The 25,789-nt window shown below is 70.5% G+C and carries 23 protein-coding genes and 1 pseudogene; 11 read left to right on the forward strand and 13 right to left on the reverse strand.

Annotation, left to right across the window (positions count from 1 at the left end):
• Positions 1 to 10: 10 nt before the first annotated feature.
• The gene (locus ACWFRJ_RS04770; protein WP_453524742.1) at positions 11 to 430 is read right to left on the reverse strand and encodes a DUF7144 family membrane protein; all 420 of its coding nucleotides are present in this window, start codon (positions 428 to 430) and stop codon (positions 11 to 13) included.
• A 190-nt stretch (positions 431 to 620) separates the two neighbouring features.
• Here ACWFRJ_RS04770 and ACWFRJ_RS04775 point away from each other — a divergent pair, with 190 nt between their 5' ends.
• Complete coding sequence (locus ACWFRJ_RS04775) at positions 621 to 2,051, forward strand: MFS transporter (protein WP_453524743.1); 1,431 nt, start codon at positions 621 to 623, stop codon at positions 2,049 to 2,051.
• 29 nt (positions 2,052 to 2,080) lie between these two features.
• On the opposite strand, the gene ACWFRJ_RS04780 is transcribed toward ACWFRJ_RS04775, so the two are convergent.
• The 4 genes from ACWFRJ_RS04780 to ACWFRJ_RS04795 all read right to left on the reverse strand — a co-directional run bounded on the left by ACWFRJ_RS04780 (position 2,081) and on the right by ACWFRJ_RS04795 (position 6,647).
• A complete protein-coding gene (locus ACWFRJ_RS04780) occupies positions 2,081 to 2,524 on the reverse strand; it encodes an RDD family protein (protein ID WP_453524744.1) in 444 nt (147 codons plus the stop codon).
• On the reverse strand, positions 2,521 to 3,165 hold the full coding sequence (locus ACWFRJ_RS04785) for a hypothetical protein (protein WP_453524745.1): 645 nt from the start codon (positions 3,163 to 3,165) through the stop codon (positions 2,521 to 2,523). Before ACWFRJ_RS04785 ends, ACWFRJ_RS04780 begins: the two co-directional genes overlap by 4 nt.
• Before the next feature lie 74 nt (positions 3,166 to 3,239).
• Entirely contained in the window at positions 3,240 to 4,088 is an 849-nt protein-coding gene (locus tag ACWFRJ_RS04790; RefSeq protein WP_453524746.1) for a universal stress protein, read from the reverse strand.
• A gap of 30 nt (positions 4,089 to 4,118) precedes the next feature.
• Positions 4,119 to 6,647 carry a phosphoketolase family protein gene (locus ACWFRJ_RS04795; RefSeq protein ID WP_453524747.1) on the reverse strand — a complete coding sequence of 843 codons (2,529 nt, stop codon included), beginning with the start codon at positions 6,645 to 6,647 and terminating at the stop codon, positions 4,119 to 4,121.
• Between the two features lie 449 nt (positions 6,648 to 7,096).
• On the opposite strand from ACWFRJ_RS04795, the gene ACWFRJ_RS04800 reads away from it, so the two are divergent.
• The 8 genes from ACWFRJ_RS04800 to ACWFRJ_RS04835 all read left to right on the forward strand — a co-directional run bounded on the left by ACWFRJ_RS04800 (position 7,097) and on the right by ACWFRJ_RS04835 (position 15,349).
• Positions 7,097 to 7,621, forward strand: a complete 525-nt coding sequence (locus ACWFRJ_RS04800; RefSeq protein WP_453524748.1) for a flavodoxin domain-containing protein — start codon at positions 7,097 to 7,099, stop codon at positions 7,619 to 7,621.
• Between the two features lie 367 nt (positions 7,622 to 7,988).
• Entirely contained in the window at positions 7,989 to 9,527 is a 1,539-nt protein-coding gene (locus ACWFRJ_RS04805) for an extracellular catalytic domain type 1 short-chain-length polyhydroxyalkanoate depolymerase (protein WP_453524749.1), read from the forward strand.
• 259 nt (positions 9,528 to 9,786) lie between these two features.
• Positions 9,787 to 11,316, forward strand: coding sequence for an ATP-binding protein (locus ACWFRJ_RS04810; protein ID WP_453525066.1), 1,530 nt, complete (start codon positions 9,787 to 9,789; stop codon positions 11,314 to 11,316).
• Entirely contained in the window at positions 11,313 to 11,759 is a 447-nt protein-coding gene (locus tag ACWFRJ_RS04815; protein ID WP_453524750.1) for a roadblock/LC7 domain-containing protein, read from the forward strand. Before ACWFRJ_RS04810 ends, ACWFRJ_RS04815 begins: the two co-directional genes overlap by 4 nt.
• A complete protein-coding gene (locus ACWFRJ_RS04820) occupies positions 11,756 to 12,118 on the forward strand; it encodes a DUF742 domain-containing protein (protein WP_453524751.1) in 363 nt (120 codons plus the stop codon). The genes ACWFRJ_RS04815 and ACWFRJ_RS04820 overlap by 4 nt, the downstream gene beginning before the upstream one ends.
• Positions 12,096 to 12,722 carry a GTP-binding protein gene (locus ACWFRJ_RS04825; RefSeq protein ID WP_453524752.1) on the forward strand — a complete coding sequence of 209 codons (627 nt, stop codon included), beginning with the start codon at positions 12,096 to 12,098 and terminating at the stop codon, positions 12,720 to 12,722. Before ACWFRJ_RS04820 ends, ACWFRJ_RS04825 begins: the two co-directional genes overlap by 23 nt.
• On the forward strand, positions 12,719 to 14,020 hold the full coding sequence (locus tag ACWFRJ_RS04830) for a cytochrome P450 (protein WP_453524753.1): 1,302 nt from the start codon (positions 12,719 to 12,721) through the stop codon (positions 14,018 to 14,020). Before ACWFRJ_RS04825 ends, ACWFRJ_RS04830 begins: the two co-directional genes overlap by 4 nt.
• Before the next feature lie 66 nt (positions 14,021 to 14,086).
• The gene (locus tag ACWFRJ_RS04835) at positions 14,087 to 15,349 is read left to right on the forward strand and encodes a cytochrome P450 family protein (protein ID WP_453524754.1); all 1,263 of its coding nucleotides are present in this window, start codon (positions 14,087 to 14,089) and stop codon (positions 15,347 to 15,349) included.
• A gap of 4 nt (positions 15,350 to 15,353) precedes the next feature.
• On the opposite strand, the gene ACWFRJ_RS04840 is transcribed toward ACWFRJ_RS04835, so the two are convergent.
• Positions 15,354 to 15,911, reverse strand: coding sequence for a 2'-5' RNA ligase family protein (locus ACWFRJ_RS04840; protein ID WP_453524755.1), 558 nt, complete (start codon positions 15,909 to 15,911; stop codon positions 15,354 to 15,356).
• A 42-nt stretch (positions 15,912 to 15,953) separates the two neighbouring features.
• Between ACWFRJ_RS04840 and ACWFRJ_RS04845 the strand changes: the two genes are divergently transcribed.
• Complete coding sequence (locus ACWFRJ_RS04845) at positions 15,954 to 16,517, forward strand: cysteine hydrolase family protein (RefSeq protein ID WP_453524756.1); 564 nt, start codon at positions 15,954 to 15,956, stop codon at positions 16,515 to 16,517.
• A gap of 28 nt (positions 16,518 to 16,545) precedes the next feature.
• Here the strand turns inward: ACWFRJ_RS04845 and ACWFRJ_RS04850 are convergent, their stop codons facing one another.
• The gene (locus tag ACWFRJ_RS04850) at positions 16,546 to 16,866 is read right to left on the reverse strand and encodes a cupin (RefSeq protein ID WP_453524757.1); all 321 of its coding nucleotides are present in this window, start codon (positions 16,864 to 16,866) and stop codon (positions 16,546 to 16,548) included.
• Between the two features lie 235 nt (positions 16,867 to 17,101).
• Here ACWFRJ_RS04850 and ACWFRJ_RS04855 point away from each other — a divergent pair, with 235 nt between their 5' ends.
• The gene (locus ACWFRJ_RS04855; RefSeq protein ID WP_453525067.1) at positions 17,102 to 18,058 is read left to right on the forward strand and encodes an endonuclease/exonuclease/phosphatase family protein; all 957 of its coding nucleotides are present in this window, start codon (positions 17,102 to 17,104) and stop codon (positions 18,056 to 18,058) included.
• A 21-nt stretch (positions 18,059 to 18,079) separates the two neighbouring features.
• Here the strand turns inward: ACWFRJ_RS04855 and ACWFRJ_RS04860 are convergent, their stop codons facing one another.
• The 6 genes and pseudogenes from ACWFRJ_RS04860 to hglS all read right to left on the reverse strand — a co-directional run bounded on the left by ACWFRJ_RS04860 (position 18,080) and on the right by hglS (position 25,752).
• Complete coding sequence (locus ACWFRJ_RS04860) at positions 18,080 to 19,432, reverse strand: ABC transporter substrate-binding protein (RefSeq protein WP_453524758.1); 1,353 nt, start codon at positions 19,430 to 19,432, stop codon at positions 18,080 to 18,082.
• A 218-nt stretch (positions 19,433 to 19,650) separates the two neighbouring features.
• Positions 19,651 to 19,953: pseudogene (locus ACWFRJ_RS04865) on the reverse strand (IS982 family transposase); the annotation flags it as partial.
• Between the two features lie 111 nt (positions 19,954 to 20,064).
• Positions 20,065 to 20,562 carry an FBP domain-containing protein gene (locus ACWFRJ_RS04870; protein WP_453524759.1) on the reverse strand — a complete coding sequence of 166 codons (498 nt, stop codon included), beginning with the start codon at positions 20,560 to 20,562 and terminating at the stop codon, positions 20,065 to 20,067.
• 53 nt (positions 20,563 to 20,615) lie between these two features.
• Positions 20,616 to 22,172 (reverse strand): MFS transporter, encoded by a 1,557-nt coding sequence (locus ACWFRJ_RS04875; RefSeq protein ID WP_453524760.1) that lies wholly within the window; start codon positions 22,170 to 22,172, stop codon positions 20,616 to 20,618.
• Positions 22,173 to 22,777: 605 nt separating this feature from the next.
• Positions 22,778 to 24,310 carry an L-piperidine-6-carboxylate dehydrogenase gene (gene amaB / locus ACWFRJ_RS04880; protein WP_453524761.1) on the reverse strand — a complete coding sequence of 511 codons (1,533 nt, stop codon included), beginning with the start codon at positions 24,308 to 24,310 and terminating at the stop codon, positions 22,778 to 22,780.
• A gap of 44 nt (positions 24,311 to 24,354) precedes the next feature.
• Positions 24,355 to 25,752, reverse strand: a complete 1,398-nt coding sequence (gene hglS, locus ACWFRJ_RS04885; RefSeq protein WP_453524762.1) for a 2-oxoadipate dioxygenase/decarboxylase — start codon at positions 25,750 to 25,752, stop codon at positions 24,355 to 24,357.
• Between the last annotated feature and the right edge of the window lie 37 nt (positions 25,753 to 25,789).

The following is a 25,789-nucleotide window of genomic DNA, read 5'->3' on the forward strand; positions in this document are numbered from 1 at the left end:
GCCACCTCGGCTAGTAGACGGTGTCCTTCTCCACGACACACAGGGCCCAGATGATGAACCCGTCCATGGCGATCAGGGTGATGGACCAGATGGGGTGGTACGGGAGGGACAGGAAGCTGGCGATGATCATCAGCGAGGTGATGACGATGCCCATGATCCTGGCCCACTTGGCGGCGACGAACAGACCGAGGCTGACGGCCACGGCGATCGCGCCGAGGATCATGTGGATCCAGCCCCAGCTCGTCAGACTGAACTCGAAGGCATACCCGGGTGTCGTGACGAAGACGCTGTCCTTGAGGACGGCCATGAGACCCCGGCAGAAGTCCATGGATCCGGAGAGGAACAGCAGAACCCCGGCGAAGATGGTCAGACCGGCGGCTGCCGTCTGTGTCGCGCCCGGGGTATGGCGCCGAGTGGTCGAGGTGGCCATGACAGAACCTCCGTACTCAAGGCCGTACTCGATGAGGGTGCCGATCGCACCGCTGTGCCCCGAGTGTTGCCCCCGACCGGTGCCCCCGGTCGTCACCCTCCGAGGGTGACGCCGCAGGACGGACCGACCAGGAGTCTGACCGTCGTCCGGCCCGCGAGTGGAGGCCAGGACCGCGAACGGAGGCGAGTCGATGACCGTGCCGTCCACCCCAGGCGGAGCAGACGCCCGAGACGGAGCAGACACCCGGCAGGAGAAGCGCCCCTGGCCGCGTCAGGTGCTCGTGCCGCTCGCCCTCGCCCAGTTCGTCTGCAGTTTCGCGGGCTCGAACATGAACGTGATGATCAAGGACATCAGCGAGGACCTGGACACCACGGTGCAGGGCGTACAGACCGCGATCACGGTCTTCCTGCTCGTCATGGCGGCACTGATGATTCCTGGCGGCATCCTGACCGACCGCTACGGCCGCAAGCGCTGCCTCGTCATCGGCCTCGCCGTGTACGGAATCGGCACCGTGCTCAGCGCGGTGGCACCCGGCCTCGGCATCCTCATCCTGGGCAACTCCATCTTCCAGGGCGTCGGTACGGCCCTGCTCATCCCGCCCGTCTACATCCTCATCACCCTCGTGTTCACGAACGTGGCCGACCGCGCCCGTGCCTTCGGGGCGATCATGGCGATGGCCGGAATCGGTGCCGCCGCGGGGCCACTGATCGGCGGGCTCATCACCTCGGCGATCAGCTGGCGGGCGGCCTTCGTCTTCCAGGCCCTGGTGGTCGCGGTGATCATCGTCCTCACCCGCCGCATCGACGACCCGGTCCCACCGGACCCGGACCGTGTGTTCGACACCGTCGGTGCGGTGTTGTCCGCGACCGGTCTGGTCCTGGTGGTCATGGGCATCCTCGTCGCCGACGACAACGTCTGGCTGATGGCCGGTCTGCTGCTTGTCGGCGCGCTGGTGCTCGTGGCCTTCTTCCGCTGGATACGGGCGAGGGAACGCGCCGGGGCCCGACCACTGCTGCGGACCGAACTGTTCCGCAACCGCACGTCCAACCTCGGTCTGATCACCCAGCACACGCAGTGGCTGGTACTCATGGGAGTGTCGTTCGTGGTCGCCGCCTACCTCCAGGTCGTCCGCGGGTACAGCGCCATCGGCACCGGCGTGATCTTCAGTGCGTCCACGCTCGGCCTGCTCGTGTCTTCGCTGGGCGCCGAGCGCTTCGCGAAGAGGCGTGAGCAACGCACGCTGGTCATGGTCGGGTTCGCCGCGACGGTCGGCGGCATCGTCGTGCTGCTCGCCCTGGCCCACGGTTCACCGAGCACCTGGACCTTCCTCCCCGGACTGCTGCTCATCGGCCTGGGGATGGGGGTGATGCTGACACCCTCGGTCAACGTGGTGCAGTCGAGCTTCCCCGAGGACCAGCAGGGTGAGATATCGGGCCTCTCGCGCAGTGTGTCCAACCTCGGTTCCTCGGTGGGCACCGCGATCGCGGGCACCATCCTCGTCGCGGACCCGGCCGTGGGGCCGTACGCCGTGGCGCTCGCGGTGCTCGCCGCCATCGGGCTCGCCGGGTTCGGCGCCGCCGCGATGCTGCCCCGGACCCCGGCACCCACCCGGCACGGGTGAAAACGCGTGGACCGCACCGCTTGACGGCGTCAAGGCCAGTCGTAACGGACCGTACTGACGACCACCAGGTCCTGGACCGAAGCACGGCGTCTGCTGAGCGGTATCCAGATCATGCCCAGCGGAAACGTCACGCTCAGGGCGGCACGCACCAGGGACCGCGGCAGCCCGAGAAGCCGTCCCGCGCGGTCGGTGACGCGCAGTCCCATCAGCCGGTCTCCCGCCGTGCCCCCGATCACGGCCCAGGAACCGCCGAGGTACAGGACGGCGAGAGTCCAGGCCAAGGTGCCGGAGAGCCAGGCGGGGAGTTGGGGGAACCGGAACGGGGGCCCCACGACGAGCAGTCGCGCGATTCCGGCGCTCACCTGGACCGTGAAGCCGATGACCGCCAGGATCAGGGCGTCGAGTACCGCCGCGATGCCGCGCGAGACGATCCCGGCAGGCTCGGATGCGGGCCCGCCTTCCGGTACGGTCACCGGGCACGCCCGGACGGCGGACCGGCTCCGTTGCCCTGAGACGGCCCCGCACGCCTCAGGAGCCGGTCGCCGAACCGGTTGACGCTCCGGTCGCCGCGCTTCCCGAGCAGTCGGACCGCGTCGGCGGTCTCCGTGGCCATCCCGCCCCCGGTGTCGCGCACGATCCGCCCGACGTCGATCTCGGACAGCACGTCACGGGTGAGGCCGACCAGATCGATCCGCACGATCACCGCGTCGGTGTCGACCCGGTCGGCGACCTGATTGACGTCGATCCGGTCGGCGACCCGGTTGACGTCCACCCGCTCGGCGACGCGGTTCACGTCGACGCGGTCGGCGATCGTCTCCACGTCCACCCGATCCGTGATCCGTTGGATGTCGATGCGTTCAGCGACGCGGTTCACGTCGACGCGGTCGGCGATGGAGTCCACGTCCACCCGGTCGGCCACCCGCCGCACGTCGACCCGGTCGGCGATCCGGTTCACGTCGACACGGGACACGAGGTCGTCGAGGTCGATCCGATCGAGAACCACGTCGGCCAGCGCACGGATCACCGCGCCCGAGGCCTCATCCACGATGCCGAGCACACCCCGCACCCGTCGGGCGACAAAGGCCACCGGCCCCCACGCGTTTTCATCAGCCATCCGGTGATCGCAGCGGTAACCGGCGGCCCTGGCATCCTCCGCCGCGGGTGAGTCGCCCGCGGCGGGGCAATCCGTCAGTAGTGCGGGACGACGACCACCGGGCACTTGGCCTGGTGGATCGCCGCGTGCGTGGTCCGTCCGAGGCGTGGCCCCACGGGCACGCGGCGGCCGATCACCAGCAGGCTGGCGTGGGAGGCCGCCTTGACCAGGTGGTGGCCCGCGAGACCGTGTACGAACTGGTCGGTGACCTGCGTTCCGGGGAACTTGCGCCGCCAGGGGGCGAGTTCGGCCGCGAGGCGTTGCGCCTTCTCCGGCATGGGGTCCACGGCGTCGGCGGAAGGGATCAGCGGTGCGGTCCAGACGTGCACGACATGGAGCGGTGCCTGCCGGGACGCCGCCGCGTCGAAGGCGTACTCGATGAGTTCGTCGCCGGGATGGGCGAGATCGAGACCGAGCACGACCGGATGGTCGGGGCCGACCCTCGAGTCCCGGTCATCGGGGTGCTCCGACGCCCGTACCAGCGCGACGGGACAGGAGGCACGCGCGGCGACGGCCAGTGCGACCGAGCCGACCAGGGCGCTGGCGAGGGTGCCGGAGCCGCGTGAGCCGAGGACGAGCAGAGCCGAAGATCTGGCAGAGGCCAACAGCGCCCCCACCGGTGATCCGGTGACCTGCTCGTCGAGGATCCTCAGGTCGGGGTGTTCGCGCGAGATTTGCAGGACGGCACGGCCGAGCGCGCCGCTCTCGCGCCCGGACGGTACGTCGATCTCCGGCAGCCGGGTGCGTTCCGCCGGAGGGTCGCCGGCGTGGACGAGGCGCAGGGGCAGATCACGTCGCAGTGCTTCGTGGGCCGCCCAGGCGGCGGCGTCCAGGCTCTCGTGCGAGCCGTCGACGCCGGCGGTGATGGTCGTTTGCGTGGGCATGGTGCGCACCTCCGCGGTGTGGTCGGGGCGTCAGCCGGTCCAGGTCCAGTCGGCGACCTCGGGGAGGTCGGTGCCGTGGGCTCGGATCCAGGTGTGGTGGCGCGAGCGGCTGTCGGCCATGGCCTGGCGGACGGAAGCGGCGCGGACGGCGAGACGGGGGACGCGGTCGATGACGTCCATGACGAGCCGGTACCGGTCGAGGTCGTTGCGTACGACCATGTCGAACGGTGTGGTGGTGGTGCCCGACTCCTTGTAGCCGCGTACGTGCAGGTTGCCGTGCCCGGTGCGGCGGTACGCGAGGCGGTGGATCAGCCAGGGATAGCCGTGGTAGGCGAAGATCACCGGTTTGTCGGTGGTGAAGAGAGCGTCGTACTCGGCGTCGGGCATGCCGTGCGGATGCTCCTCGTAGGGGAGCAGGCGGGTCATGTCGACGACATTGACCACGCGGACGGCGAGTTCGGGCAGATGCTCGCGCAACAGACCGGCCGCGGCCAGGACTTCCTGCGTGGGTACGTCGCCCGCGCAGGCGAGCACCACGTCCGGCTCGCGCCCGCCGTCCTCGGATCCGGCCCACTGCCAGATACCGGCGCCGCGTGCGCAGTGGACGCGCGCCTCGTCCAGGGAGAGCCAGTCGAAGCAGGGCTGCTTGCCGGCGACGACGACGTTCACGTAGTCACGGCTGTGCAGGACGTGCTCGGCCACGCAGAGCAGGGTGTTGGCGTCCGGCGGCAGATAGACGCGGACGACCTCCGGGCTCTTGTTGAGCACGTGATCCACGAACCCGGGGTCCTGGTGCGAGAAGCCGTTGTTGTCCTGGCGCCAGACGTGCGAGGTGAGCAGATAGTTGAGGGACGGTACCGGTGCGCGCCAGGGCAGCAGTCGCGAGGTCCTGAGCCACTTGATGTGCTGGTTGACCATCGAGTCGACGATGTGGACGAACGCCTCGTAACTGGAGAACAGGCCGTGGCGGCCGGTGAGGGTGTAGCCCTCGAGCCAGCCCTGGCAGAGGTGTTCGGAGAGGACCTCCATGACGCGCCCGCCCCGGGAGAGGTGCTGGTCGGTGTCGATGATCTGCGCCTGCCAGGCCTTGCCGGTGACGTCGTACAGCGCGTCGAGGCGGTTGGACGCGGTCTCGTCGGGACCCGTGACCCTGAAGTCCCTGCGCTCGGACGTGTCCGCCATGATCCGCGCGAGCAGACCGCCGAGGACCCGCGTGGGCTCGTGCAGGGTCGTGCCCGGCTTGTCGACGGGGACGGCGAAGTGTTCGAGGGGCTCCATGGGCAGATCGCGGGTGAGCAGGCCGCCGTTGGCGTGCGGGTTCGCGCCGAGCCGCCGAAGGCCCTTGGGGACGCAGTCGAGAACTTGGGCGCGGGGGCGGCCGTGCTCGTCGAAGAGCTCCTGGGGCCGGTAGGAGCGCAGCCACGCCTCCAACTGCGCCAGGTGGTGGGGGTCTTCCCGTACGAGAGCGAGCGGGACCTGGTGGGACCGCCAGGTGCCCTCGACCGGCTCCCCTTCCACCGTCGCGGGACCGGTCCAGCCCTTGGGGGTGCGCAGCACGATCACGGGCCAGCGCGCCCGGCCGTGCGCGCCGCCGTTGCGGGCGGCCCGCTGGATCGCGCAGATGCGCTCCAGGGCCTGGTCCATGGCCTTGGCCATGGACTGGTGCACCTTGCGCGGGTCGTCGCCGCTCACGTGCAGTGGATCGTGTCCGTACCCCTTGAGCAGCGAGTCCAGTTCGGCCTCCGGGATCCGGGAGAGGACGGTCGGGTTGGCGATCTTGTAGCCGTTGAGGTGGAGGATCGGCAGGACCGCGCCGTCGTGGGCGGGGTCGAGGAACTTGTTGGAGTGCCAGGAGGCCGCAAGCGGTCCCGTCTCCGCCTCGCCGTCACCGATGACGCACGTGACGAGCAGGCCCGGGTGGTCGAAAGCGGCTCCGTAGGCGTGCGCGAGGGAGTAGCCGAGCTCGCCGCCCTCGTGGATCGAGCCGGGCGTCTGCGGTGCCACGTGGCTCGGCACGCCGCCGGGGAACGAGAACTGGCGGAAGAGCTCCGCCATGCCCGCCGCGTCCCTCGTGACGTCGGGATACGTCTCGCTGTACGAGCCCTCCAGCCAGGAGTTGGCGAGCACGGCAGGGCCGCCGTGCCCGGGACCCCACACGCACAGCGCGTCCAGGTCGTGCTCTTTGACGAGGCGGTTCAGATGCGTATGGATGAGGTTGAGGCCGGGCGAGGTGCCCCAGTGGCCGAGGAGGCGTGGCTTGATGTGCTCGGGTCGCAGCGGTTCGGTCAGCAGAGGATTGCTCATCAGGTAGATCTGACCGGCGGCCAGATAGTTCGCCGCGCGCCAGTGGGCGTCGAGGGCTGCCGTTCGTACGAGTGCCACGGTGCCTCCTGCATCGGGGTGTTCGGAGGTGGTGCGTGAGCGATCCGGCGTACGGGGGCGGGGCCATGTCCCGGCAGGGGCCGTGCTTCGGACGGTTCCACCGAGGAGCCCGGCAGGGGAGGGGCGAACCGGCCTCGGCGGGCGGACGCGGATCGCGGTGCGTCGCCGTACCGGCATATCGAGGTACCCGGCGCATCGCCGCCCACACCCCGTCGGCGTCCGGTTCCGGCGAGTGACCACAGTGGCCGACAGACGCCTGTTCGACGTTGTCGACCGCCTCTATGGTGGCGGATGCCCTAGACCTCGGCGTTCTACCTTTTCATGTCGATTTCAACCGACAGTGGGGGAGCCGGGGTGTCGCGTCCTGGGGAGCACATGCGGACAGCCGCGGACGGCAGTAGACCGTCCGGCGCGGCGTCCGTGCCTCACGGCGCAGCCACAACGCCTCGCCCGGCACTCGCCCATGGCGTCTGCCCGCCGGTGCGAGGACGGCGACCTTTCCCGGTCCGGAGAGCATCTTCGATGTTCCGATATCCCCGTGCGGCTCCCGGGAAAGGCCGTACCACCGTCCCAAGTCACCGCCATGGAACCGGCGCGTGCACACGTCACGGCAGAGGAGCTATGGAATGAACATCCTGGTCGGCTACACCGGGGTGCACGGCTCCACCCATGGCATCGCGGAACGCCTCGCGACCCGGCTCGCGGAGTGCGGGCACGTCACGGTCGTCGTGCCGTTGGCCGCGGAGCAGAAGACAGGGGGCTACGACGCTTTTGTGCTGGGCAGCGCGGTGCATCACGGGGCCTGGCTCGGGCAGGCCACCGACTTCATCCGAAGCCACCCCAGCACCCTGGCCACGCACCCGACCTGGCTGTACAGCGTCAGCGTGCCGCCCCATGCGGGACACTGGCCCGTCCGCCGCAGTGTCGAGCCCCGGCAACTGGCCGGGATCCGCTCCCTCATCCGCCCCTGGGAGCACCAGATGCTGGCCGGAGCGGTCTACCGCGATCACGTCCCGGGGTGGCGACATCTGGCGTTCCGGGCGCGCGGCGGACGGTACGGAGACCACCGGGACTGGAAGGCCGTCGACAGCTGGGCGGAGCGCATCCACAAGGGGCTCGCCAGCGCCGACGCCTCCGACACGGGCCTGTGACCCCGCGGAACACGACAGGTCGGCGCGGACGGCAGGGCTCGCCAGGCCCCGCGAAACACGGCGAGCTCGCGGACCCCTCCCTGGGCGGTACGCGCAGCCTGTTGGAGGCCGTACTGCGGGAACTCAACCAGGGCCTGCACGGCTGCCGGGCCAGGACGCCGCAGGTAGCACGGACACGCTCGCGCGGCAACAGGTCTGACACCAGCGGCAGTTGACGGTGTTGTGGCGGCCGCCGCCATTCTGCCCAGGATGTGGTGGCTCCTACGGTTGCCGGCACCCCGGCCAACCGGCCCGCAGCAGGAGCGGAAGGTCTCCGGGGTCGCGTGATCCGTCCCGGAGACCGCGTCGCCCTCCGTCGGGAGCCGCCATGCCGTCGTACGAGAGACGTTTGAGTCCGCAGGTGTCCGAAGGGCCGCCTTCCCGGGCGAAGGCGAAGTCGCAGGGAAGGGGGCGGTGGCGCCGGGCCCTGGGGCGTGTGGCCGCCGTCGTGGGCCTGATCATCGCCGGAGCGGTGATCGCGCCGTCGCCCGCCGCACAGGCGGCGCCGAAAGCCGTCGCCCTGGAGAAGGTCGCCGACTTCGGTGCCAATCCGGGCAGCCTGAACATGTACGTGCACCGGCCGGCCACCCTGGCGGCCGACCCCGCGGTGGTGGTGGCCATGCACGGCTGCAGCCAGAACGCGCAGCTGTACGCCGACAACGCGGGCCTGGTGAAATTCGCCGACCAGCACGGATTCCTGCTCGTCTTCCCCGAGCAGACGTCCGCCAACAACAGCAGCAAGTGCTTCAACTGGTTCCAGCCGGGCGACACCCGGCGCGGCCAGGGCGAGGCCGCGTCGATCCGCCAGATGGTGGCGCACGCCGGTTCCGCGTACGGCGCCGATCCGAGGCGGGCGTACGTCACCGGTCTGTCGGCGGGTGGCGCCATGACGTCGGTGATGCTCGCCGTCTACCCGGACGTGTTCAAGGCGGGCGCCGTGGTCGCGGGCCTCCCGTACGACTGCGCCGACGACGTCCTTTCGGCGTACAGCTGCATGAGCCCCGGCGTCGACCGCACCCCGTCGGCCTGGGCACAAGGCGTCCGTGACGCCAATCCCGGCTACGGCGGCCCCTGGCCCCGGGTGGCGATCTGGCAGGGCGACAACGACCCCACCGTCGCCAAGCGGAACGCCGACGAACTGCGCGACCAGTGGACGGCTGTCAACGGCCTGGACCAGAGCCCTGACCGCACCTCCACCATCGGCCCCGACTCGACCCGCAGGGAGCAGTACCTCGGCACGGACGGGTCCGTCGCCGTGGAAGTCGACCGCGTTCCCTCCATCGCCCACGGCACCCCCGTCGACCCGGGAACAGGCGCACAGGAGTGCGGCGCCACCGGAACGGCGAACTTCATCGACTCCATCTGCTCCAGCTACTGGATCACGGGCTTCTTCGGCCTTGACGGCTCCGACCCGGACCCCGGCGGCCTGCCCGCCCCGAAGGGTCTGACCGCGACCGGCGCGACCGACACGTCCGTCACCCTGAACTGGAACAGCGTCGACGGCGCCGCGTCGTACGCCGTGTACAGGGACGGCACCCGTGTCGCCACGCCGACAGGACCTCCGTTCACGGACAGCGGCCTCAGCTCCGGCGGCAGCCACATGTACAGCGTCGCCGCCCGTGATGCGTCCGGCGCGGAAGGTGCGCGTTCGGCCCAGGTCACCGCCTCCACCACGGGCTCCGCCGCCAGGTGCTGGACCGCGAACAACTACCAGCAGGTCCAGGCAGGCCGGGCCACCACCAGCGGCGGCTACGTCTACGCCAAGGGCTCGAACCAGAACATGGGCCTCTACAGCATCGCCGTCACGCACACCCTCAAGGAGTCGCCAATCGGCCACTACGTCATTGCCGACGGCACCTGCCCCTGACGAACCCCCACAGCACCTGACAGCGGTGGCGCCCAAGTCCCGGCAGGGCGTTGCGTGCCGGAAGGTCGGCTTCCTCAACGGGAAGCCAAAAGGCACGAGTTAACCTAAGATCGCCACGCTCCCCATTCGTAAGGGAGTTCGGTGCGCTCGGGGAGGATTCGTTCGTTGTGCTGAAGGTGTGCAGGGTCGCCGGGGCGCGTGCGCCGTGGTGAGCCGTCTCAAGCGCGGTTCCGTGGGCCGCGAGGCCGTGGTCTGGCTGATGGCGGTGGTCCTGGCGGCCGCGGGTGCGGTGCTCGCCGCACTGGACGCGGCGGCCGAGTGGCGGCGGGTCCTGGCCGGCGGCGGTGCCGCGGTCGCGGTGCTGCTGCTCGCCTGGGTGTTCGTGCTGGTCCGGCAGTTGTCCGCGGAGCGGGCGGAGCGGGCAGGGCAGGAGCGTCTTGCCGCGCTCCGCGAGGCCGAAGTGGAACACCTGGCCGGTGTGAGACTCCCCGCGATCGCGGAGCGGGTGCGCGCCGGGCAGCGCCTGGAGGGCGTGCCGGGCCCGCTGGCGCCGCCGGGGGACGCCGGGGAAAAATTCTCACGGGCACTCGCCGCGGTGTCCGCCGCCCTCGGATCGGACGAGGCGGTGCGCCGCGAACGCGGCCTGCGGGACTCGGTGCAGGCCGCCTTCGAGTCCGTCGCACGCACCATGCACGCGATGGCCACCGTGCAGCAGCAGGTCCTCGACCGGGTCGAGCGCTCCATCGACGACCCGCACCTCATGGCCGAGGTGATGAAGGCCGACCACGCGGCCGCACAGATGACCCGCAAGGCCCAGACGCTCCTTGTCATGTGCGGGATCTGGCCCGCCCGCAGGGAGACCCGGCCGGTCTCGCTGTACGACTGCGTACGTGGTGCGCAGTCGCGGATCGTGGAGTACAGCCGGATCGAGGTGCACGGCGGACAGACGCTGTACGCCGTGCCGCCCGCGGTGGAGGGGCTGATGCACGCCATCGCCGAACTCCTGGAGAACGCCACGGTGTTCTCGCCCTCGCGCTCCCACGTCGTCGTCACCATCCGCGAGGTGGGCGCCGGAGCGGTCCTGGAGATCGACGACGCCGGACTCGGGATGCCGCCGGACGTGCTGCACCGGGCCATGGGCCAGCTACGCGACGACCAGGACCTGGCCCGCCTGGGCGCGGTGCCCCGCCTCGGCCTTGCCTGCGTGGGCCGTTGGAGCCGGGAGCTGGGTTTCAACGTGGAGCTGAGCGGCGCCTCGGCCTACGGCGGCACGCGCGCGGTGACGTTCGTACCGTTCCGGCTGCTGACCGAACCTCCCTCGCGCCTCACGGGATCCCACCGTGCGAGCGCCCAGGTGGCACCGCCGCAGCGGATCGCCGAACCCGAGCCCGCTCCCGCGCAACCGCACGAGCAGCCTGCACGGTACGCCCCCGCCGAGCACGACGAGTTGCACATCCGGGCCGGGGCCGCTCCGAGCGTGCCCGCCGAGAGCGAGACGGCGGTAGGCCTGCCCCGACGGCGAAACCGCCGCCACGCCGCCCCGGGAGCGACCCGCCCGCCGACGCCGGAGCGCCGGCACGCACCCCCGGCCGCACCCGCGACCCCCTGGACGCCGGAGGCGGCGCGCGCGTCGATCGCCAGCGTGGTGTCAGGGTCGCTGCGCGGCCGCGCGGCCCTGAACGCGGACCAGTCCGCGGTGCAGGACGCGAACAGGCCGGCGGAGCCACCGTCGACCGCCGCACCGTTCCAACCCCCCACCCCCGACGAGCATGACGGAGGCCGGCAGTGACCGGAATCATCACCCCCCTTCCCGACCTGGGCTGGATGCTCCGCCCGCTGATCGAGATCCCCGGGGTCCGGCACAGCGTGGTGGTCTCCGAGGACGGCCTGCGACTCGGGCACGCGTCCGCCGAGAACCTCTCAGGGCCGGTGGCCGACCTGAGCGTCGCCGAAGCCGAGTCCCTCTCCGCGGCCTGCGCGGCGATGACCATGACGGGCAGGTCCACGACCGCGCTGCTCTACGGTCAGGGCGCCGACGTACGACAGTTGATGCTGGAGACCGATCACGGGTTCGTGCTGTTCACCCACGCCGGTGTGGGCGCGCACCTGGGAGTCGCCACCGACCTGAACGCCGATGTCGGCCTGGTGGCCCAGCAGATGCAGCTGCTCGTGGTGAAGATCGGCTCGCACCTCAGCAGCCTGCCGCGGGATCCGGCCGCTTCGGCGTCATGACGACCCCGCGGCCGGAGGAGCCGACGGCCTCGGCGATCCGCCCGTACGTGATCACTCGCGGACGGGCGGCATCCGACACCGAGGCCCTGGCCTGGGAGTCCCTCGTGATGGCGACGGACGCGGCGTTCCCCGCGTCGCTCCAGCCCGAGCACCAGATCATCCTGGCGCACTGTCAGGGACTCCTCTCGGTGGCCGAGGTGGCCGCCCACATCGGCCAGCCCCCCTCGGTCGTACAGGCGTTGCTCTGCGATCTCCTCGAATGGGGACTCATCGTGACGCGCCCGCCCGTGCCTCCGGCCGAACACACCGATGTGACCATGCTCAGAAAGGTCCTCCATGGTCTCGAAAGCCGCCTCTGACGCGCCGTCCGAGGCCTCGCAGCCAGCAGGCTCCGGGAAGTACCTCACGTCCAGCGTCGTGGGCGCCGCCAAGATCCTGGTCGTCGGACCGCTCGGGGTCGGCAAGACCACCCTGATCGGCACCGTCTCGGAGATCAAACCCCTGTCCACCGAGGCCGTGATGACCCAGGCGGGCGCCCGGGTCGACACCGTGGTGAACCGCGGCAAGACGACCACGACTGTCGCCCTCGACTTCGGCCGGATGACCATCGACGGTGATCTGGTCCTCTACTTGTTCGGCACCCCCGGTCAGCAGCGGTTCCTGCCCGCGTGGCGGGACCTTGCCAAGGGCTCGCTCGGAGCGCTTGCCCTGGTGGACACGCGTGACCTGGAGGCGTCCTTCGACGCCCTGGGCAACCTGGAGGACCTCGGACTGCCCTTCGCGGTGGCCGTCAACGTCTTTCCCGGCAGCCCCCTGCACAGCGTGGACGACCTGCGTGCGGCCCTCGACCTGCTCCCCGGTACCCCCGTGGTGACCTGCGACGCACGCGACCCCGCGTCCTCGGTCCGGGCCCTGATCGCCCTCGTCAGCCACCTCATCCACATCGCCACGGAGACCTCATGACCTCGCCCTACGCGGTGGACGGGCCGCCCGACCGCTGCCCGGTCACCGGAGCCTCGGCGCCGGTGACCGCGCTGTACGGACCCGACCTCGACGGCGACGCGCTGCCCGCCCTGTACGAGCGACTGCGCGCCGGCCATGGACCGGTGGCACCCGTCTCCATCGCCCCGGGCGTCGACGCCTGGCTGGTCATCGGCCACCGTGAAATGCTGCAACTCACCCGCGACGAGCAGGACTTCTCGCACGACCCGCGCCGCTGGAGCCTGCTGCGGGAAGGCAGGGTGCCCGCCGACTCGCCGATCCTGCCCATGGTCGGCTGGCGGCCCGCCCTGCTGTTCGCCGACGGACAGCAGCACCGCCGGATGCGCGCCGCCGTCTCCGCCGCCCTCGCCGGGATCAACGGCCACGAACTGCGGCGCTCCGTGCGGGCCACGGCCGAGGAGGTGATCGTGTCGTTCGCCGGACGCAGCGAGGCCGACCTGGTGGCCGACTACGCGCGCAAGCTGCCGATGCGCGTCATCACCACGCTGCTCGGCCTCGACGACGAGACCGGCCGCCACCTGGTGGAGGCCCTCGCCGGAACGGCCGCAGCCACCGGCGGCTCCGCGGACGCCAGCAAGCGGATGGGCGCGATCCTGCTCCAGCTGATCGAGGAGAAGCGACGCCACCGCGGCAACGATGTCACCTCCGCCCTGCTGCACCACCCCGCCCAACTCACCGACGAAGAGGTCCTGCACAACCTCGTGGTCATGTTCGTCGCGGGCAACCAGACCTCCGTCAACTGGATCGCCACCACCCTGCGCATCCTGCTCTGCGACCCGCAGTTCCGCTCCTCGCTGACCGGCGGCCACCTCAGCGTGGACGACGCGCTCGACCTGGTCCTGTGGCGCTTCCCGCCCACGCAGAACTTCCCGGCCCGCTACGCCACCCGCGACATGACCTTCGGCGGACAGCACATCCGCACCGGCGACATGCTCATCCTCGGTCTGGCCGGCGCCAACGCGGACCCGGAGATCCTCCCCGACGACGGCGCACCGGTCGTGGGCAACCGCTCCCACCTGGCCTTCGGCGCGGGCCCGCACATCTGCCCGGCCCAGGACCCGGCCAGGCTCATCACCCGCACCGCCGTGGACACGATCCGCCACCGGCTGCCCGACCTGGAGCTGGCCATCCCGCAGAGCGAACTGCAGTGGATGAAGTCGCCCTGGAGCAAGGGCCTCGCCTCGCTGCCGGTCCGCTTCACCGCTCCCGTCCTGCCCCAGCACCCCGCCCACTCGCCGGAGCCCCAGCCGGTGCTCTGACCGTACGCATCGTCAGCCCCCGCAGCCCCAGATCGCAGCCGCCCCGCCCTCGACGAGGAGAGCCCGTTGAACACGCCCCAGGTGAACACCGAAGCCAGCCAGCCGCACCGCTTCGACCCGGCGGGCGGCTGTCCGCACGCCGACAACGCCCGGCTCCTCGCCCAGGGCGCCGTCACGCCGGTGGTCCTGCCCGGTGACGTGGAGGGCATGGCGGTCCTCGGCCATGACGCGCTCAAGGAGTTCCTCTCGCACCCCGACGTCGCGAAGAACGCACAGCACTTCGCCGCCCTGCAGGCGGGCGAGATACCGGACGGCTGGCCGCTGAAGACGTTCGCGACGGTGCAGGGCATGACCACCGCCGACGGCACGGACCACCGCAGGCTGCGCTCCCTGATGGGCAAGGCGTTCACCCCGCGCCGGGTGGCCGAACTGGAGCCGCGGATCACGGACCTGACGACCAGACTGCTCGACGACCTCGACCGGGCAGCAGCCACGGGCGACGGCGTCGCGGACCTGCGCAGGCACTTCGCGATGCCGCTGCCGATGGGGGTCATCTGCGAACTCCTGGGCGTGGACGCCGAATACCAGGACCGCCTGCACCACCTGTCGAACCAGATCGTCGCCACCGACATCGGCCCCGCAGAGGCCATGGCGGCCAACCGGGAGATGATCGAGGTCCTCAGCGCGGTCGCCGCGGGCCGTACCGCGAACCCGGGGGACGACCTCACCAGCGCCCTGATCGCGGCCAGGGAGGAGAACGGCGACCGGCTCAGCCCGCAGGAGCTGATCGGCACCCTGATGCTCACGATCATCGCCGGGCACGAGACCACCCTCAACCTGATCACCAACGCCGTACGCGCCCTGTGCACCCACCGCGATCAGCTCGCCCTCGCCCTGTCCGGCAAGGTGACGTGGGCCGACGTGGTGGAGGAGACCCTGCGCTGGGACAGCCCCGTCAGCTACTTCCCCTTCCGGTACCCGACCCGCGACCTCACGCTCGACGGCACCGTCATCCCCCAGGGGACCCCCGTACTGGCCGGCTACTCCGCGGCGGGCCGCGACAAACAGGCGCACGGCCCCGACGCCGACCGGTTCGACATCACACGCGACAACACCACGACCCGGCACCTGTCCCTGGGCCACGGCGCGCACTTCTGCATGGGCGCCCCGCTGGCCCGCATGGAGGCCACCATCGCCCTGGAGCAGCTGTTCACGCGCTTCCCCGACCTCGACCTCACCATGCCGGAGCCCGAACTGCCCCGCCACGCCTCCTTCGTGGGGAACAGCGTGCAGAAGCTTCCCGTGCGCCTGGCCACCCCGCGGCCGTAACCGGTCAAGCCCGCGCCGCGAGGCGGTACGCGGCGCGATCCTGCCAGCGTGCGCCGTCCCAGACGATGAGGTGTACCGCCCGGACACGACAGCTCAGCGGCAACAGGGGCTCCAGTTCGGCCTGCAACGCGTCGTACGCGGCGTCCTGGGTCGCGGGACCCTCACTGTTCGCCACCGTCAGATGCGGGGCGAGCGGAGGGTCGAAGATCCCCCGGTAGGGCACCGCATCGGGCCAGCGCCGAGTGAGGTCCTTGGCAAGGGCCGTGACCGGGGTGTGCGGCCACGGGTCGAGGTAGAGGACGCCGGGATAGCGGGCGAAGTCCGCGAAGGTGAGGGTGAAGGCATCGTGCCCGGCGAAGAGAGCGGACAGTGTGCGCCGGGCCGCAGCATCCAGGCGGCTCTCGTGCACGAAGGGGTAGAGCACCGTCACATGGGCCGGGAACCCCGCCCGGACCAGCGGGTCGGCTTCGGGGACCTTGATGGTGAGCGCGGTGTCACCCGGTACGTCCGGCCACCCTTCCGTCGCGGGCCCGCTCGCGGCACACTCCTCATCGGCGTTCATCACGCGCCATGATCGCAAAAAGACAGAAGAGAGACGACAGACATGGCGAACACCGCCCTCCTCGTGATGGACGTGCAGCGGGACATCGTGGACCTCGCCGACGACGGCTCGGGATATCTCCCGCGTTTGCGCCGGGCCATCGACGGTGCCCGCGCGGCCGACATTCCCGTGATCTACGTGGTCATCGCGTTACGGCCGGGCTATCCGGACGTCAGCACCCGCAACAAGGCGCTCACCGCCGTGACACGGGCAGGCCTGCACATCGAGGGCGAGCCCGGCACCGAGATCCACCCGGACATCGCGCCGAGGCCGGGCGACACCGTGGTCACCAAGCGACGCGGGAGCGCGTTCTCGGGCAGCGACCTCGACCTGGTGCTCAGGGCGCGCGACATCAACAACCTGGTCCTGACCGGCATCGCCACCAGCGGCGTAGTGCTGCACACCGCGTGCCACGCCAACGACCGGGACCTCGGACTCACCGTCCTGTCGGACGCCTGCATCGACCTGGACCCCGAGGTGCACGAACTCCTGATCGGGAAGCTGTTCCCGCAGTGGGCGGAGGTCGTCACGGTCGAGGAGTGGCTCAAGGCCGCCGCACAGAGTTAAAGCCGTCGCACCGCGTCGGCGCCCCGGTTCAGATGCCGGTGACGGCGGTCAGTACGACGGCCGAGTCGTCCAGGGCGGTGAGGCTGTGGCGTTCGTGCGGGACGGGCGCGAACTCACCCTCGCCCAGTTCGAGCGGTCCGCTCGCCGTGGTGAGCCCGACCCGGCCGCGCAGGACGAAAAGGGTCGCGGCCGTCGGCGTCTCGTGCTCACCGAGCTCGGTTCCGGTGGTGAGCACGATGAGGCTCTGCCGCAGCGGACCGTCGTGCAGGAGCAGCTCGGCGCTGCGCCCGTGTGCGGCGGTGCGGGCCTTCTCGAGATGCTCTGCGACAAGGGCGTAGAGATCGGCCACGGTATGTCCCTTCGACGAAGAGTGGGCGCGTCCGTACGGGCCCGCGTCCCCCAGTCTTCCCGCCGCCCGCGCGGGCCGCATCCGTCAGCCGGAACCTGATCACCCGATGGCGGCGTCCTACCAGGCGCGAAGCGCTCACGACCGGGGGAGCGGGGGAATACGGGGGAACTGGGTGGAGCAGGTCGTGGACAGCGGCGCGGCACTGGGAGCGCGGACCGCGCGGATACGGCGATGGCTGCGATGGGGTGCGGACTCGACAGGCCGGTCACCCTGGGCGCGCGGCCGGATTCTCGCGTCGCTCGCTGTCGTGACCGCCGCCCTGCTGGCGTTCCACTCCGCCGTGCCCAACACTGTGGGCCGCTTCGGCAGTCTCCTCGAGACATTCCTGCCGTGGCTCGGCCTGACCGTTCCCCTGCTGCTCGTCCTGGCCCTGCTGCGCCGCTCGGCCATCGCGCTGGTGGCACTGCTCCTGCCTGCCGCTGTCTGGGGCGGTCTCTTCGGCGGACGGGTGGCTGCCGGTGACCATGGCGCCCACGACGTCATGGCGGTCCAGCACAACGTCAGCGACGTGAACGCCGACCCTTCAGGGACCGCCCGCGCCCTGATCGACTCCGGCCCGGATCTCATCGCCCTGGAGGAGCTGACGCCCTCCGCGCTGCCGGTCTACGAACGATCCCTGGCGCCGGCGTATCCGCACCGGGCGGTGCGGGGCACGGTCGGACTCTGGTCGAAGTATCCGCTGACGGACGTCAGGGCCGTGGACATCAGGCCGGAGGGCGTCGGGGAGGGCTGGAACCGCGGAATGCGGGCGAAGGCCAGTACTCCATGGGGCGATGTCGCCGTGTACGTCGCCCACTTGCCCTCGGTCCGCGTGCAGTGGCACGGCTTCAGTTCCGGGCGGCGGGACGAGAGCGCGGGCCTCTTGGGCGCGGCGCTCGCCGCCGAGGAACTGGACCGGGTGATCCTGCTCGGCGACCTCAACACCACGGTGGACGACCGCGGCCTCACCCCGGTCACCAGACACCTCGACTCGGCCGGAGAGAACTTCGCCTTCAGCTGGCCCGCTGGGTTCCCCGTGTCCCGGATCGACCACATCATGACCCGCGGGGCGACCGTCACGCACGTACGGACACTGCCCGCCACCGGCAGCGACCACCTACCGGTCGCCGCCGGCATCAGACTGGACCCCTGACGCCCCCCTGATCCCCGCTGATCAGGAGTTGAGCTGCTTCCAGTCGGCCTGAGCGGTGTTCAGCTGGTCGGCTAGGTCGTCGAGGAAGTCCTTGGCGCTGGTCTTGCCGAGCATGACCTTCTGGAAGGCGGGTTCGTTGTCGGCCTTCGAGATCGTGTTCCAGTCGGGCAGGTAGTACGGCAGCTGAACGATCGTGGTGGCGGGGGAGTTGAGCGCTTCGGCGGCCAGGCGCGTCGGCTCCGACTTCTCGACCCAGGCGTCCTTGACCGCCTTCTTGTTGGCCGGGATCAGACCGGCGGACTCATTGAACTTGGAGCTTGCTTCGTGGGACGAGGCGAACTCGATGAACTTCCAGGCGGCCTTCTTCTTGGTGCTGGTCTTGAAGATCGAGAGCCCGTCGATCGGGTTGGACACCTGGACGCGCTTGCCGCCGGTCGTCCTCGGGTTGGGCAGGCCGCGGAACTTTCCGGGGCCGAGGGCCTTCACGTGGTCCTGGTAGGAGCCCAGGTTGTGGTTCAGCATGCCGATCCGGCCGCCGTCCCACTGGGCCACCATCTGGGTGAAGTTGTTGTTGAGGTCGGCGGCCGGGGTCGTCTTCTTGTAGAGGGCCGTGTACCTCTCCAGGGCGGCGACGTTCTTGGGATCGTTGACCGTGGTCTTGGTCTCGTCGGCGTTCCAGAAGGACTTGATGCCGCTCTGCCCGTACACCGCGTCCAGGGCCTGGGCGATCGACCCCACACCGCCGCGGATCGTGTAGCCGAACTGGTTGCTGTCCTTGGCGGTGAGGTGGTCCGCCGCCTCGTAGAACTTGCTCCACGTGGTCGGCGCGCCCAGACCTGCGGCCTTGAAGAGGTCGGTGCGGTAGTACAGGACGCCGTTGTTCGCGGACGTCGGGACCATGAGCAACTGCGACGTCCCGCCCGCCGAAGTCGTCGAATCGAGCATGTTCTTGCTGAGCTCGCCGTCCAGCTGACTGTCGGCCAACCGGTCCTGCAGCGGCTCGAGGGCGCCCTGGGCCGCGATCGCGGCGAGCATGGCGGCACCCACGCCGCCGACGTCCGGCAGACCGCCGCCCTGGATGGAGTTGTCGTACTTCGACTGGGCGTTCTCGGCGGGGACTCCGACGTAATCGACCTTGATGTCGGGGTACTTCTTCTCGAAGTCCTTGATGATCTCCATCCAGATGTCGCGGCGGACGGCCGTGTTGTTGTCCCAGAAGGTGATGGTCCCCTTACCGGAGCCCTCGCTCCCCGCGTCGCCCGCGATACCGGATCCGTCGTCCCCGCACGCCGTGGCGGTGACGCCGAGGAGGAGGGACAGGGCTATGGCTGCGGGGGCCGCTCGACGGGGACCCCTGCGGATGCGGGAACTCATGGGTTCTCTCTCCTCTGAACTATGGCTCGACACGCCGACGCGAGGCGTGCGTACACCGCGTATGACATACCGCGTCTCGTATATGACATACGAAGCGCGGCGAACACGAAGCTAGGAGCAGGTAGTTGGTTCGTCAACGCATCTGACAAAAGTCGCTGCGGAGTACCTGAAGGCGTGATCGAATGCGACCAGCGACCAGCGACCAGCGACCAGCGACCAGCGACCAGCGACCGCGTGCTCGGGGCGCCGGTCTTGTGGTTGCGCCAGATAGCGGCGGCCATGGCGAGGATGCGCCGGGCGACACGGACGGCGACGCCCTCGAAGGTCCGTCCGCCGTGCTGCTCCAGGTCCAAATGCCCCTTGAGGGTGTCGTTCACGGACTCGCATGCCGGTCGGCGTGCACACCAGGTACGGGCGCAGCCCCAGAAGAAACGGGTGGGGGAGGCGCAGTACCCGTATCCGGCCCAGCCGGCCATCTCCGAGCGTTTCACCGTCGGCCGGGAGCGGCCGCACTCCACCGGTGCAAACGCCCTCTGAGGTCCGGCGCGTAAGACCGGAGGAGCCGCGAGGAGACGGCGGTTCAAGGAGTGGACAGGGGCTCGGCGACGATGGCCGTCGAGCCCCTGTCGGCCTCAGTGGAAGACCCGCTCCACGAACGCGTCGAGGTTGCCGCGCAGGCGGTCTATCTGCTGCTCGACGGTGAGGGACTCCTCCATGCGCCCGCCCGGTGCCGCCTTCTTCCTGCCCCGTACGTACAGCGAGCAGTCCAGGTCGGCGCAGATGTAGAGGCCCACCGAGTTGCCTCCGCGGCCGGCCGGGCCTGCCTTGGGGGCGGTCATGAGGGAGACGCCGCTGCCGGGATGCGTGGTCAGGCACAGCGAGCACAGGCTGCGGCGCAGGAAGCCTCGGTTGCCGGAAGCGGAGCGCAGGGACAGGCCGACGAGTTCATCGGCGCGTTCGACGACGAGATACTTGCGATCGGGCGCGGACAGATCGAACCAGCCCAGGAAGTCCAGGCCGTCCCAGTGGTCGAGGTCCGTCAGGTTCTTGGGCACGGGAAGGCGTTTCGCCTCGCCCTTCGAGCAGTTGACGAACGAGGTACGGATGTCGTGCTCGGTCAGGGGTTTCATGGAGGATCCTTCGAGGGATGAGGTGGACGGTGGCGGGACGCGACCCCGGCTCGCTAGGCCGGTGCGTCGTTTCCGGCGTGCTTCGGCGTCTTGAGCCGTACGGTGAGGCCCGCTACGAGGGCGGCGAGCAGCAGGACGCCCGCCGAGCACCAGTAGGCGACGGAGAAGCCGTGCACCATGCCTTCGTCGAGGGTCGCGCCGCCGTGGGCCGGATCGTGCACGTGCGAGTGGACGTAACGGCTGGTGACGCCGGTGGCGATGGTGTTGAGCAGTACGGTGCCCAGCGAAGCGCCCATCTGCTGAACGGTGTTGAGGACAGCCGAGGCCACACCGGCGTCCTGCGCGGGCACGCCGGCGGTGGCCGTCGCGTAGACCGGCATGAAGGTCAGGCCCATGCCCAGACCGAGCAGCAGCAGGGCGGGCAGCACGTGCGGGACGTACTGCGCATGCACGGTCAGGCTGCTGAGCAGCACCATGCCGGCGGCGGCAAGGACCATGCCGGACGACATCAAGGTGCGCGGCGCCGTGCGTGGCAGCAGGCGGGCCGCGATCTGGGTCGCGCCGATGACGATACCGGCCGAGATCGGCACGAAGGCCAGGCCCGTCCGCACCGGCGGGTAGCCGAGGACGACCTGAAGGTAGTACGTCAGGAACAGGAAGACGCCGAACATGCCGATGGTGGCCAAGCCCATCGTCGCGAGCGATCCGGCCCGGACACGGTCCTTGACGATGCGCAGCGGCAGCAGCGGGCTCGCCGCGCGGCTCTGCCACCACACGAAGGCGGCGAGCAGGATCACACCGGCCACGAGCAGCGTGAGCACCGACGGGCTGGTCCAGCCGCGAGGTTCGGCCTCGCTGAAGCCGTACACGAGGGCGACGAGCCCGCCGCAGCCCAGCAGCGCGCCCGGCACGTCCAGGTGCCCGCCCCGGCGGCCGGAGCGGTCGCGCAGGAAGGCCGGTGCGCCGAGCAGGGCGGCCAGCGCGATGGGCACGTTGACGTACAGGGACCAGCGCCAGTTCAGGTACTCGGTCAGCAGACCGCCCACGATCAGCCCGACCGCGCTGCCGCCTCCGGCCAGCGCACCGTAGACCCCGAACGCCCTGGCCCGCTCCTTGGGGTCGGTGAACGTCGTCGTCAGCAGCGACAGGGCCGAGGGCGCCAGGAGCGCCGCGAACGCACCTTGCAGGGCCCGCGCCGCGAACAGCATCCAGGGACCGGCCGCCGCGCCGCCCAGCGCGGAGGCCGCGGCGAACCCGGCCAGGCCGATGACGAAGGTGCGCTTGCGGCCCACCAGATCGGCGATCCGGCCGCCGAGCAGCAGCAGCCCGCCGAAGGCCAGCGTGTAGGCAGTGATCACCCACTGCCGGTCGGCGTCCGACATGCCGAGAGCGCGCTGGGCGGAGGGCAGCGCGATGTTCACGACGGTGCCGTCAAGGATCACCATCAGCTGGGCGAGGGCGATGACGGCCAGCGCCCACCAGCGCTTCGGATCCGGTGCCGGTTCCGCAGTCGCGGCGGGAACCTCGCGGTCCGGGGAACGGTCGGTGGCCGTGGAAGGGGCGGACGGGAGGGATTCCCTTCCGGGACGTTCGGGACGTTTCTTGCTCATGGCGATCACGCACGTTTCGTGTCGAAGTGCTGTCGAGACAGCCGGCCGGGGACGGTCGCAGTGGTGACGACGGGCCGGTGTACGCAGCACGGGGACACGGCATGGCGGTGGGGCAGCGGGAACCGCGGACAGCACCCGGGGCCTGCCTCACCAGCCGCGTGTCACTCACGCCGGCGCTCTTGCCGGTCGTGAGGCGGAGAGCGCCGAGATCACGGTGACCAGCAAAAGAAGGGCCCGTCTTCGGGCGCGCGCCCCCGCGGCCCGCGCGGCGACGAACCACGCAGGCCAGGACATCTCGTGACGCGGCATCTCAGGAAGATGCCGAAGACAAGAAACAGGAAGGGGGAAGAGTTACCGCGCGCCGCAGAGGAGGGAGGGCACACGGCCGGAGGCAACTATGGCCGCAACGCATTCGGCATGGTCCATGTCTCTCGCCTCCTTCCGGGCAGGGCACGCGGTGCGTGTCGACGCCGAGCGCGCCGAGCGGGGCGGCAGAGACCCTGCCGCGCGAAATCCCGGACAGGCTATCTCATCGACGCCACCGCGCGACCGGAATTACCGACCGCGCACACGGAAGGGGTGAAATGCCAAGCCCCTCAGCGGTCCTAGAGGAAGCTCACGTTCTGGGCCAGAGCGAGGCGGCCCGAGTAGTTGATGGTGTTGGTGGCCGGGCGCATGTACGCGCGCCAGGCGTCGGAGCCGGACTCGCGGCCGCCGCCGGTCTCCTTCTCGCCGCCGAACGCGCCCCCGATCTCGGCGCCGGACGTGCCGATGTTGACGTTGGCGATGCCGCAGTCGGAGCCCTCGGACGACAGGAAGAGCTCGGCCTCCTGCTGGTCGCGGGTGAAGATGCTGGAGGAAAGGCCCTGCGGGACGCCGTTGTGCAGCGTGATGGCCTCCTGAAGGGTGTCGTACGTGAGGACGTACAGGATGGGCGCGAAGGTCTCCTGGCGTACGACGTCGGTCTGTTCGTCGACACGGACGACGACCGGTTCGGCGTACGCGGCACGCGGCGCCAAGTCCGCCAGGCGCCGGTTGCCGCCTGCGAGGATCTTGCCGCCCTGTGCCTGTACGCGGGCCAGCGCGTCCTGCATGGCGTCGAGGGCCGCCGGGGAGATGAGCGGTCCGACGAGGGTGTTCTCGTCGAACGGGTCCCCGATGGGGAGCTTGGTGTACGCGGCTGTCAGGCGCGCCAGAAGGGTGTCGGCGACGTCGCGGTGGACGATCAGGCGGCGCAGCGTGGTGCAGCGCTGGCCCGCCGTCCCCGCGGCGGCGAAGACGATGCCCTGTACCGAGAGGTCCAGGTCCGCGGAGGGCGCCACGATCGCGGCGTTGTTGCCGCCGAGTTCGAGCAGGCTGCGCCCGAACCGGGCCGCCACGCGCGGGCCGACCTCGCGACCCATCCGGGTCGATCCGGTGGCGCTGAGGAGCGCGACGCGCGGGTCGTCCACGAGCCGCTCGCCCACCGAGCGGTCGCCGAGCAGGAGACGGTGTACGTCGCCGGGGGCGCCGACCTCATCCGCGGCCCGGGCAAGGAGCCGGTCGCAGGCCAGCGAGATCAGCAGGGTCAGCTCGGACGGCTTCCAGACCACGGTGTCGCCGCAGACCAGCGCCACCGCGGTGTTCCACGACCACACCGCTGCGGGGAAGTTGAACGCGGAGATCACCCCGACCACGCCCAGCGGATGCCAGGTCTCGGCGAGACGGTGCCCGGGGCGTTCGGAGGCGATGGAGCGGCCGTAGAGCTGGCGCGACAGGCCGACCGCGAAGTCACAGATGTCGATCATCTCCTGGACCTCGCCGAGCGCCTCCGAGCGGATCTTGCCCGCCTCTATGGTGATCAGGTCGGCCAGGTCGCTCTTGTGTTCCCGCAGCAACTCGCCCAGACGGCGCACGAGTTCGCCCCGGCGCGGGGCCGGTGTGGTGCGCCAGGTGAGGAACGCCTGGTGGGCGGCGGCGACGGCTTCCTCGGCGTCGGCGGGCGTCGCCCCGGTCAGGCCGAACAGATCCTCGCCGGTGATGGGCGTACGCGCCTGGAAGTCGTTGCCCTCCGGAACGCTCACGCCGACACGCCGCAGGCTCGTGCGGGCACGGCTGCGCAGGTCACCGGTGGTGGGCAGGGCGGTGGTGCCGGTCATGGTGCTCCCTGGGTGAGGTGTGCGGGTGGGCGGAGAGAAATGCGTCAGTGGTGGCTGCCGTCGACTTCCAGGCCGAGTTCGTGGCCTACCTGAGTGATCGAGAGACTCTGCTGGTGCTCGTACAGGGCGTACGGATCGAGGACCTCGCGCTCGATGGCGCCGGACAGCCAGTCGCTGTCGTACGCGGCGCCTTCCTGCTCGGTGTTCCGGGAACCCTCGCCGCTGAGGTTGGACTGGAAGATGCCGGCGGCGGAGCGCGGCAGGAAGTCCTCGTAGACGACGGGTTCGGCCCGCACCCAGCCTCGGCTCGCCAGCTCGGTGATGGTGCGGGGAGGTTCGGTGCCGTCGCGCGGACGGTCGGGTGCGGCACGGTAGGTGAAGTAGGCCAGCTCCCGCGCGCCCAGTTCGCGCTCGGTGGCGGGAACGTGTGCGGTCCACAGGGTGCGGGCCAGTTCGGCGCGGTCGGCCGCGGGGTGCAGGGCGGCCTGGTCGTCGACGAGGGTGAGCAGGCGGTCGTAGAGCGCGCGGCCCTCGGCGGTGAGGGCGATGCCGCGGGCCTCGACCTCGCCGAACCGTACCCGCAGGGCACCGCGGGTGACGCTGCCGTCCGGGCGGCGCAGGGCGCGCGGCTCGGCCAGGGCGCGGAAGGACGTCTGGCGCAGCAGCAGGTCGGGGCCATTCCAACCGGGCGGGCCCTGGATGGTGTCGATCATCTCGATGCCGCGGTCGGTCATCCGCCGATACAGCTCGTCGATGTCCAGGACGCGCGGGGTGAGGTGGTTGATGTGGGTGGAGCGGACGCCGCCGATGTCCGCGGCGACCGCGGAGACCTTTTCCAGCTCCTCGTACCAGGCCTGGTCGATCGGCTCGGCCGACAACTCGAAGGCCTGGACGGCGAGATGGAGGAAGCGTTCGGCGTACGCCTCGGGGAGCTCGCGCTCGGCCTCGGCCCGGTCGGCCAGGGCGAGCAGCTCCGGCGGGAACAGCTCGCGCCCTGCCAGGAACGTCTCCAGGCGCGAGCGCAGATCGGCGTCGAAGAAGCGCGGGTCCGCGGGCGTGAGCAGCGAGGTGAAGACACGGAAGGGATTGCGCGCCAACTCCTCGGCGTCCACCGGCCGGAAGGCCGTCGACACGACCGGCACCGCGCTCGCCGCCGCCTCCCGCAGGTCGTAGAAGCCGACCGGACGCATACCGAGCGCGCCGAAGATCCGCGCGACGTGGCGCAGCTCGGCCGGGGTGCCCACGCGGATGGCGCCGTGCCGCTCGGCGGTGACCCGGCTGATGGACCCGAGCCGTTCGGCGTCGGCGCCCCGCGCACCCAGGGTGTCCTTGTTGACCTCGTGCGAGACGTCCACGAGCGTGGTGTAGGCGGGGACTTCCCGCCCGTACATCTCCGAGAGGCGTGCGGCGAACGCGGCCCGCAGTTGCCACTGGCTGATCATGGAAAGTCCACCCTTCAAACTGTCGAACTGTCGGACA

Source organism: Streptomyces sp. NPDC055239 (assembly GCF_053606205.1).

Coding starts and splice junctions, on each gene's coding strand:
- amaB (WP_453524761.1), bottom strand. CDS start 24,310: ATGACCGGCACCACCGCCCTGCCCACCACCGGTGACCTGCGCAGCCGT.
- ACWFRJ_RS04830 (WP_453524753.1), top strand. CDS start 12,719: ATGACCTCGCCCTACGCGGTGGACGGGCCGCCCGACCGCTGCCCGGTC.
- ACWFRJ_RS04820 (WP_453524751.1), top strand. CDS start 11,756: ATGACGACCCCGCGGCCGGAGGAGCCGACGGCCTCGGCGATCCGCCCG.
- ACWFRJ_RS04770 (WP_453524742.1), bottom strand. CDS start 430: ATGGCCACCTCGACCACTCGGCGCCATACCCCGGGCGCGACACAGACG.
- ACWFRJ_RS04860 (WP_453524758.1), bottom strand. CDS start 19,432: ATGAGTTCCCGCATCCGCAGGGGTCCCCGTCGAGCGGCCCCCGCAGCC.
- ACWFRJ_RS04825 (WP_453524752.1), top strand. CDS start 12,096: ATGGTCTCGAAAGCCGCCTCTGACGCGCCGTCCGAGGCCTCGCAGCCA.
- ACWFRJ_RS04785 (WP_453524745.1), bottom strand. CDS start 3,165: ATGGCTGATGAAAACGCGTGGGGGCCGGTGGCCTTTGTCGCCCGACGG.
- ACWFRJ_RS04800 (WP_453524748.1), top strand. CDS start 7,097: ATGAACATCCTGGTCGGCTACACCGGGGTGCACGGCTCCACCCATGGC.
- ACWFRJ_RS04805 (WP_453524749.1), top strand. CDS start 7,989: ATGCCGTCGTACGAGAGACGTTTGAGTCCGCAGGTGTCCGAAGGGCCG.
- ACWFRJ_RS04775 (WP_453524743.1), top strand. CDS start 621: ATGACCGTGCCGTCCACCCCAGGCGGAGCAGACGCCCGAGACGGAGCA.
- ACWFRJ_RS04790 (WP_453524746.1), bottom strand. CDS start 4,088: ATGCCCACGCAAACGACCATCACCGCCGGCGTCGACGGCTCGCACGAG.
- ACWFRJ_RS04870 (WP_453524759.1), bottom strand. CDS start 20,562: ATGAAACCCCTGACCGAGCACGACATCCGTACCTCGTTCGTCAACTGC.
- hglS (WP_453524762.1), bottom strand. CDS start 25,752: ATGATCAGCCAGTGGCAACTGCGGGCCGCGTTCGCCGCACGCCTCTCG.
- ACWFRJ_RS04795 (WP_453524747.1), bottom strand. CDS start 6,647: ATGCCGGTACGGCGACGCACCGCGATCCGCGTCCGCCCGCCGAGGCCG.
- ACWFRJ_RS04810 (WP_453525066.1), top strand. CDS start 9,787: ATGGCGGTGGTCCTGGCGGCCGCGGGTGCGGTGCTCGCCGCACTGGAC.
- ACWFRJ_RS04845 (WP_453524756.1), top strand. CDS start 15,954: ATGGCGAACACCGCCCTCCTCGTGATGGACGTGCAGCGGGACATCGTG.
- ACWFRJ_RS04875 (WP_453524760.1), bottom strand. CDS start 22,172: ATGAGCAAGAAACGTCCCGAACGTCCCGGAAGGGAATCCCTCCCGTCC.
- ACWFRJ_RS04840 (WP_453524755.1), bottom strand. CDS start 15,911: ATGAACGCCGATGAGGAGTGTGCCGCGAGCGGGCCCGCGACGGAAGGG.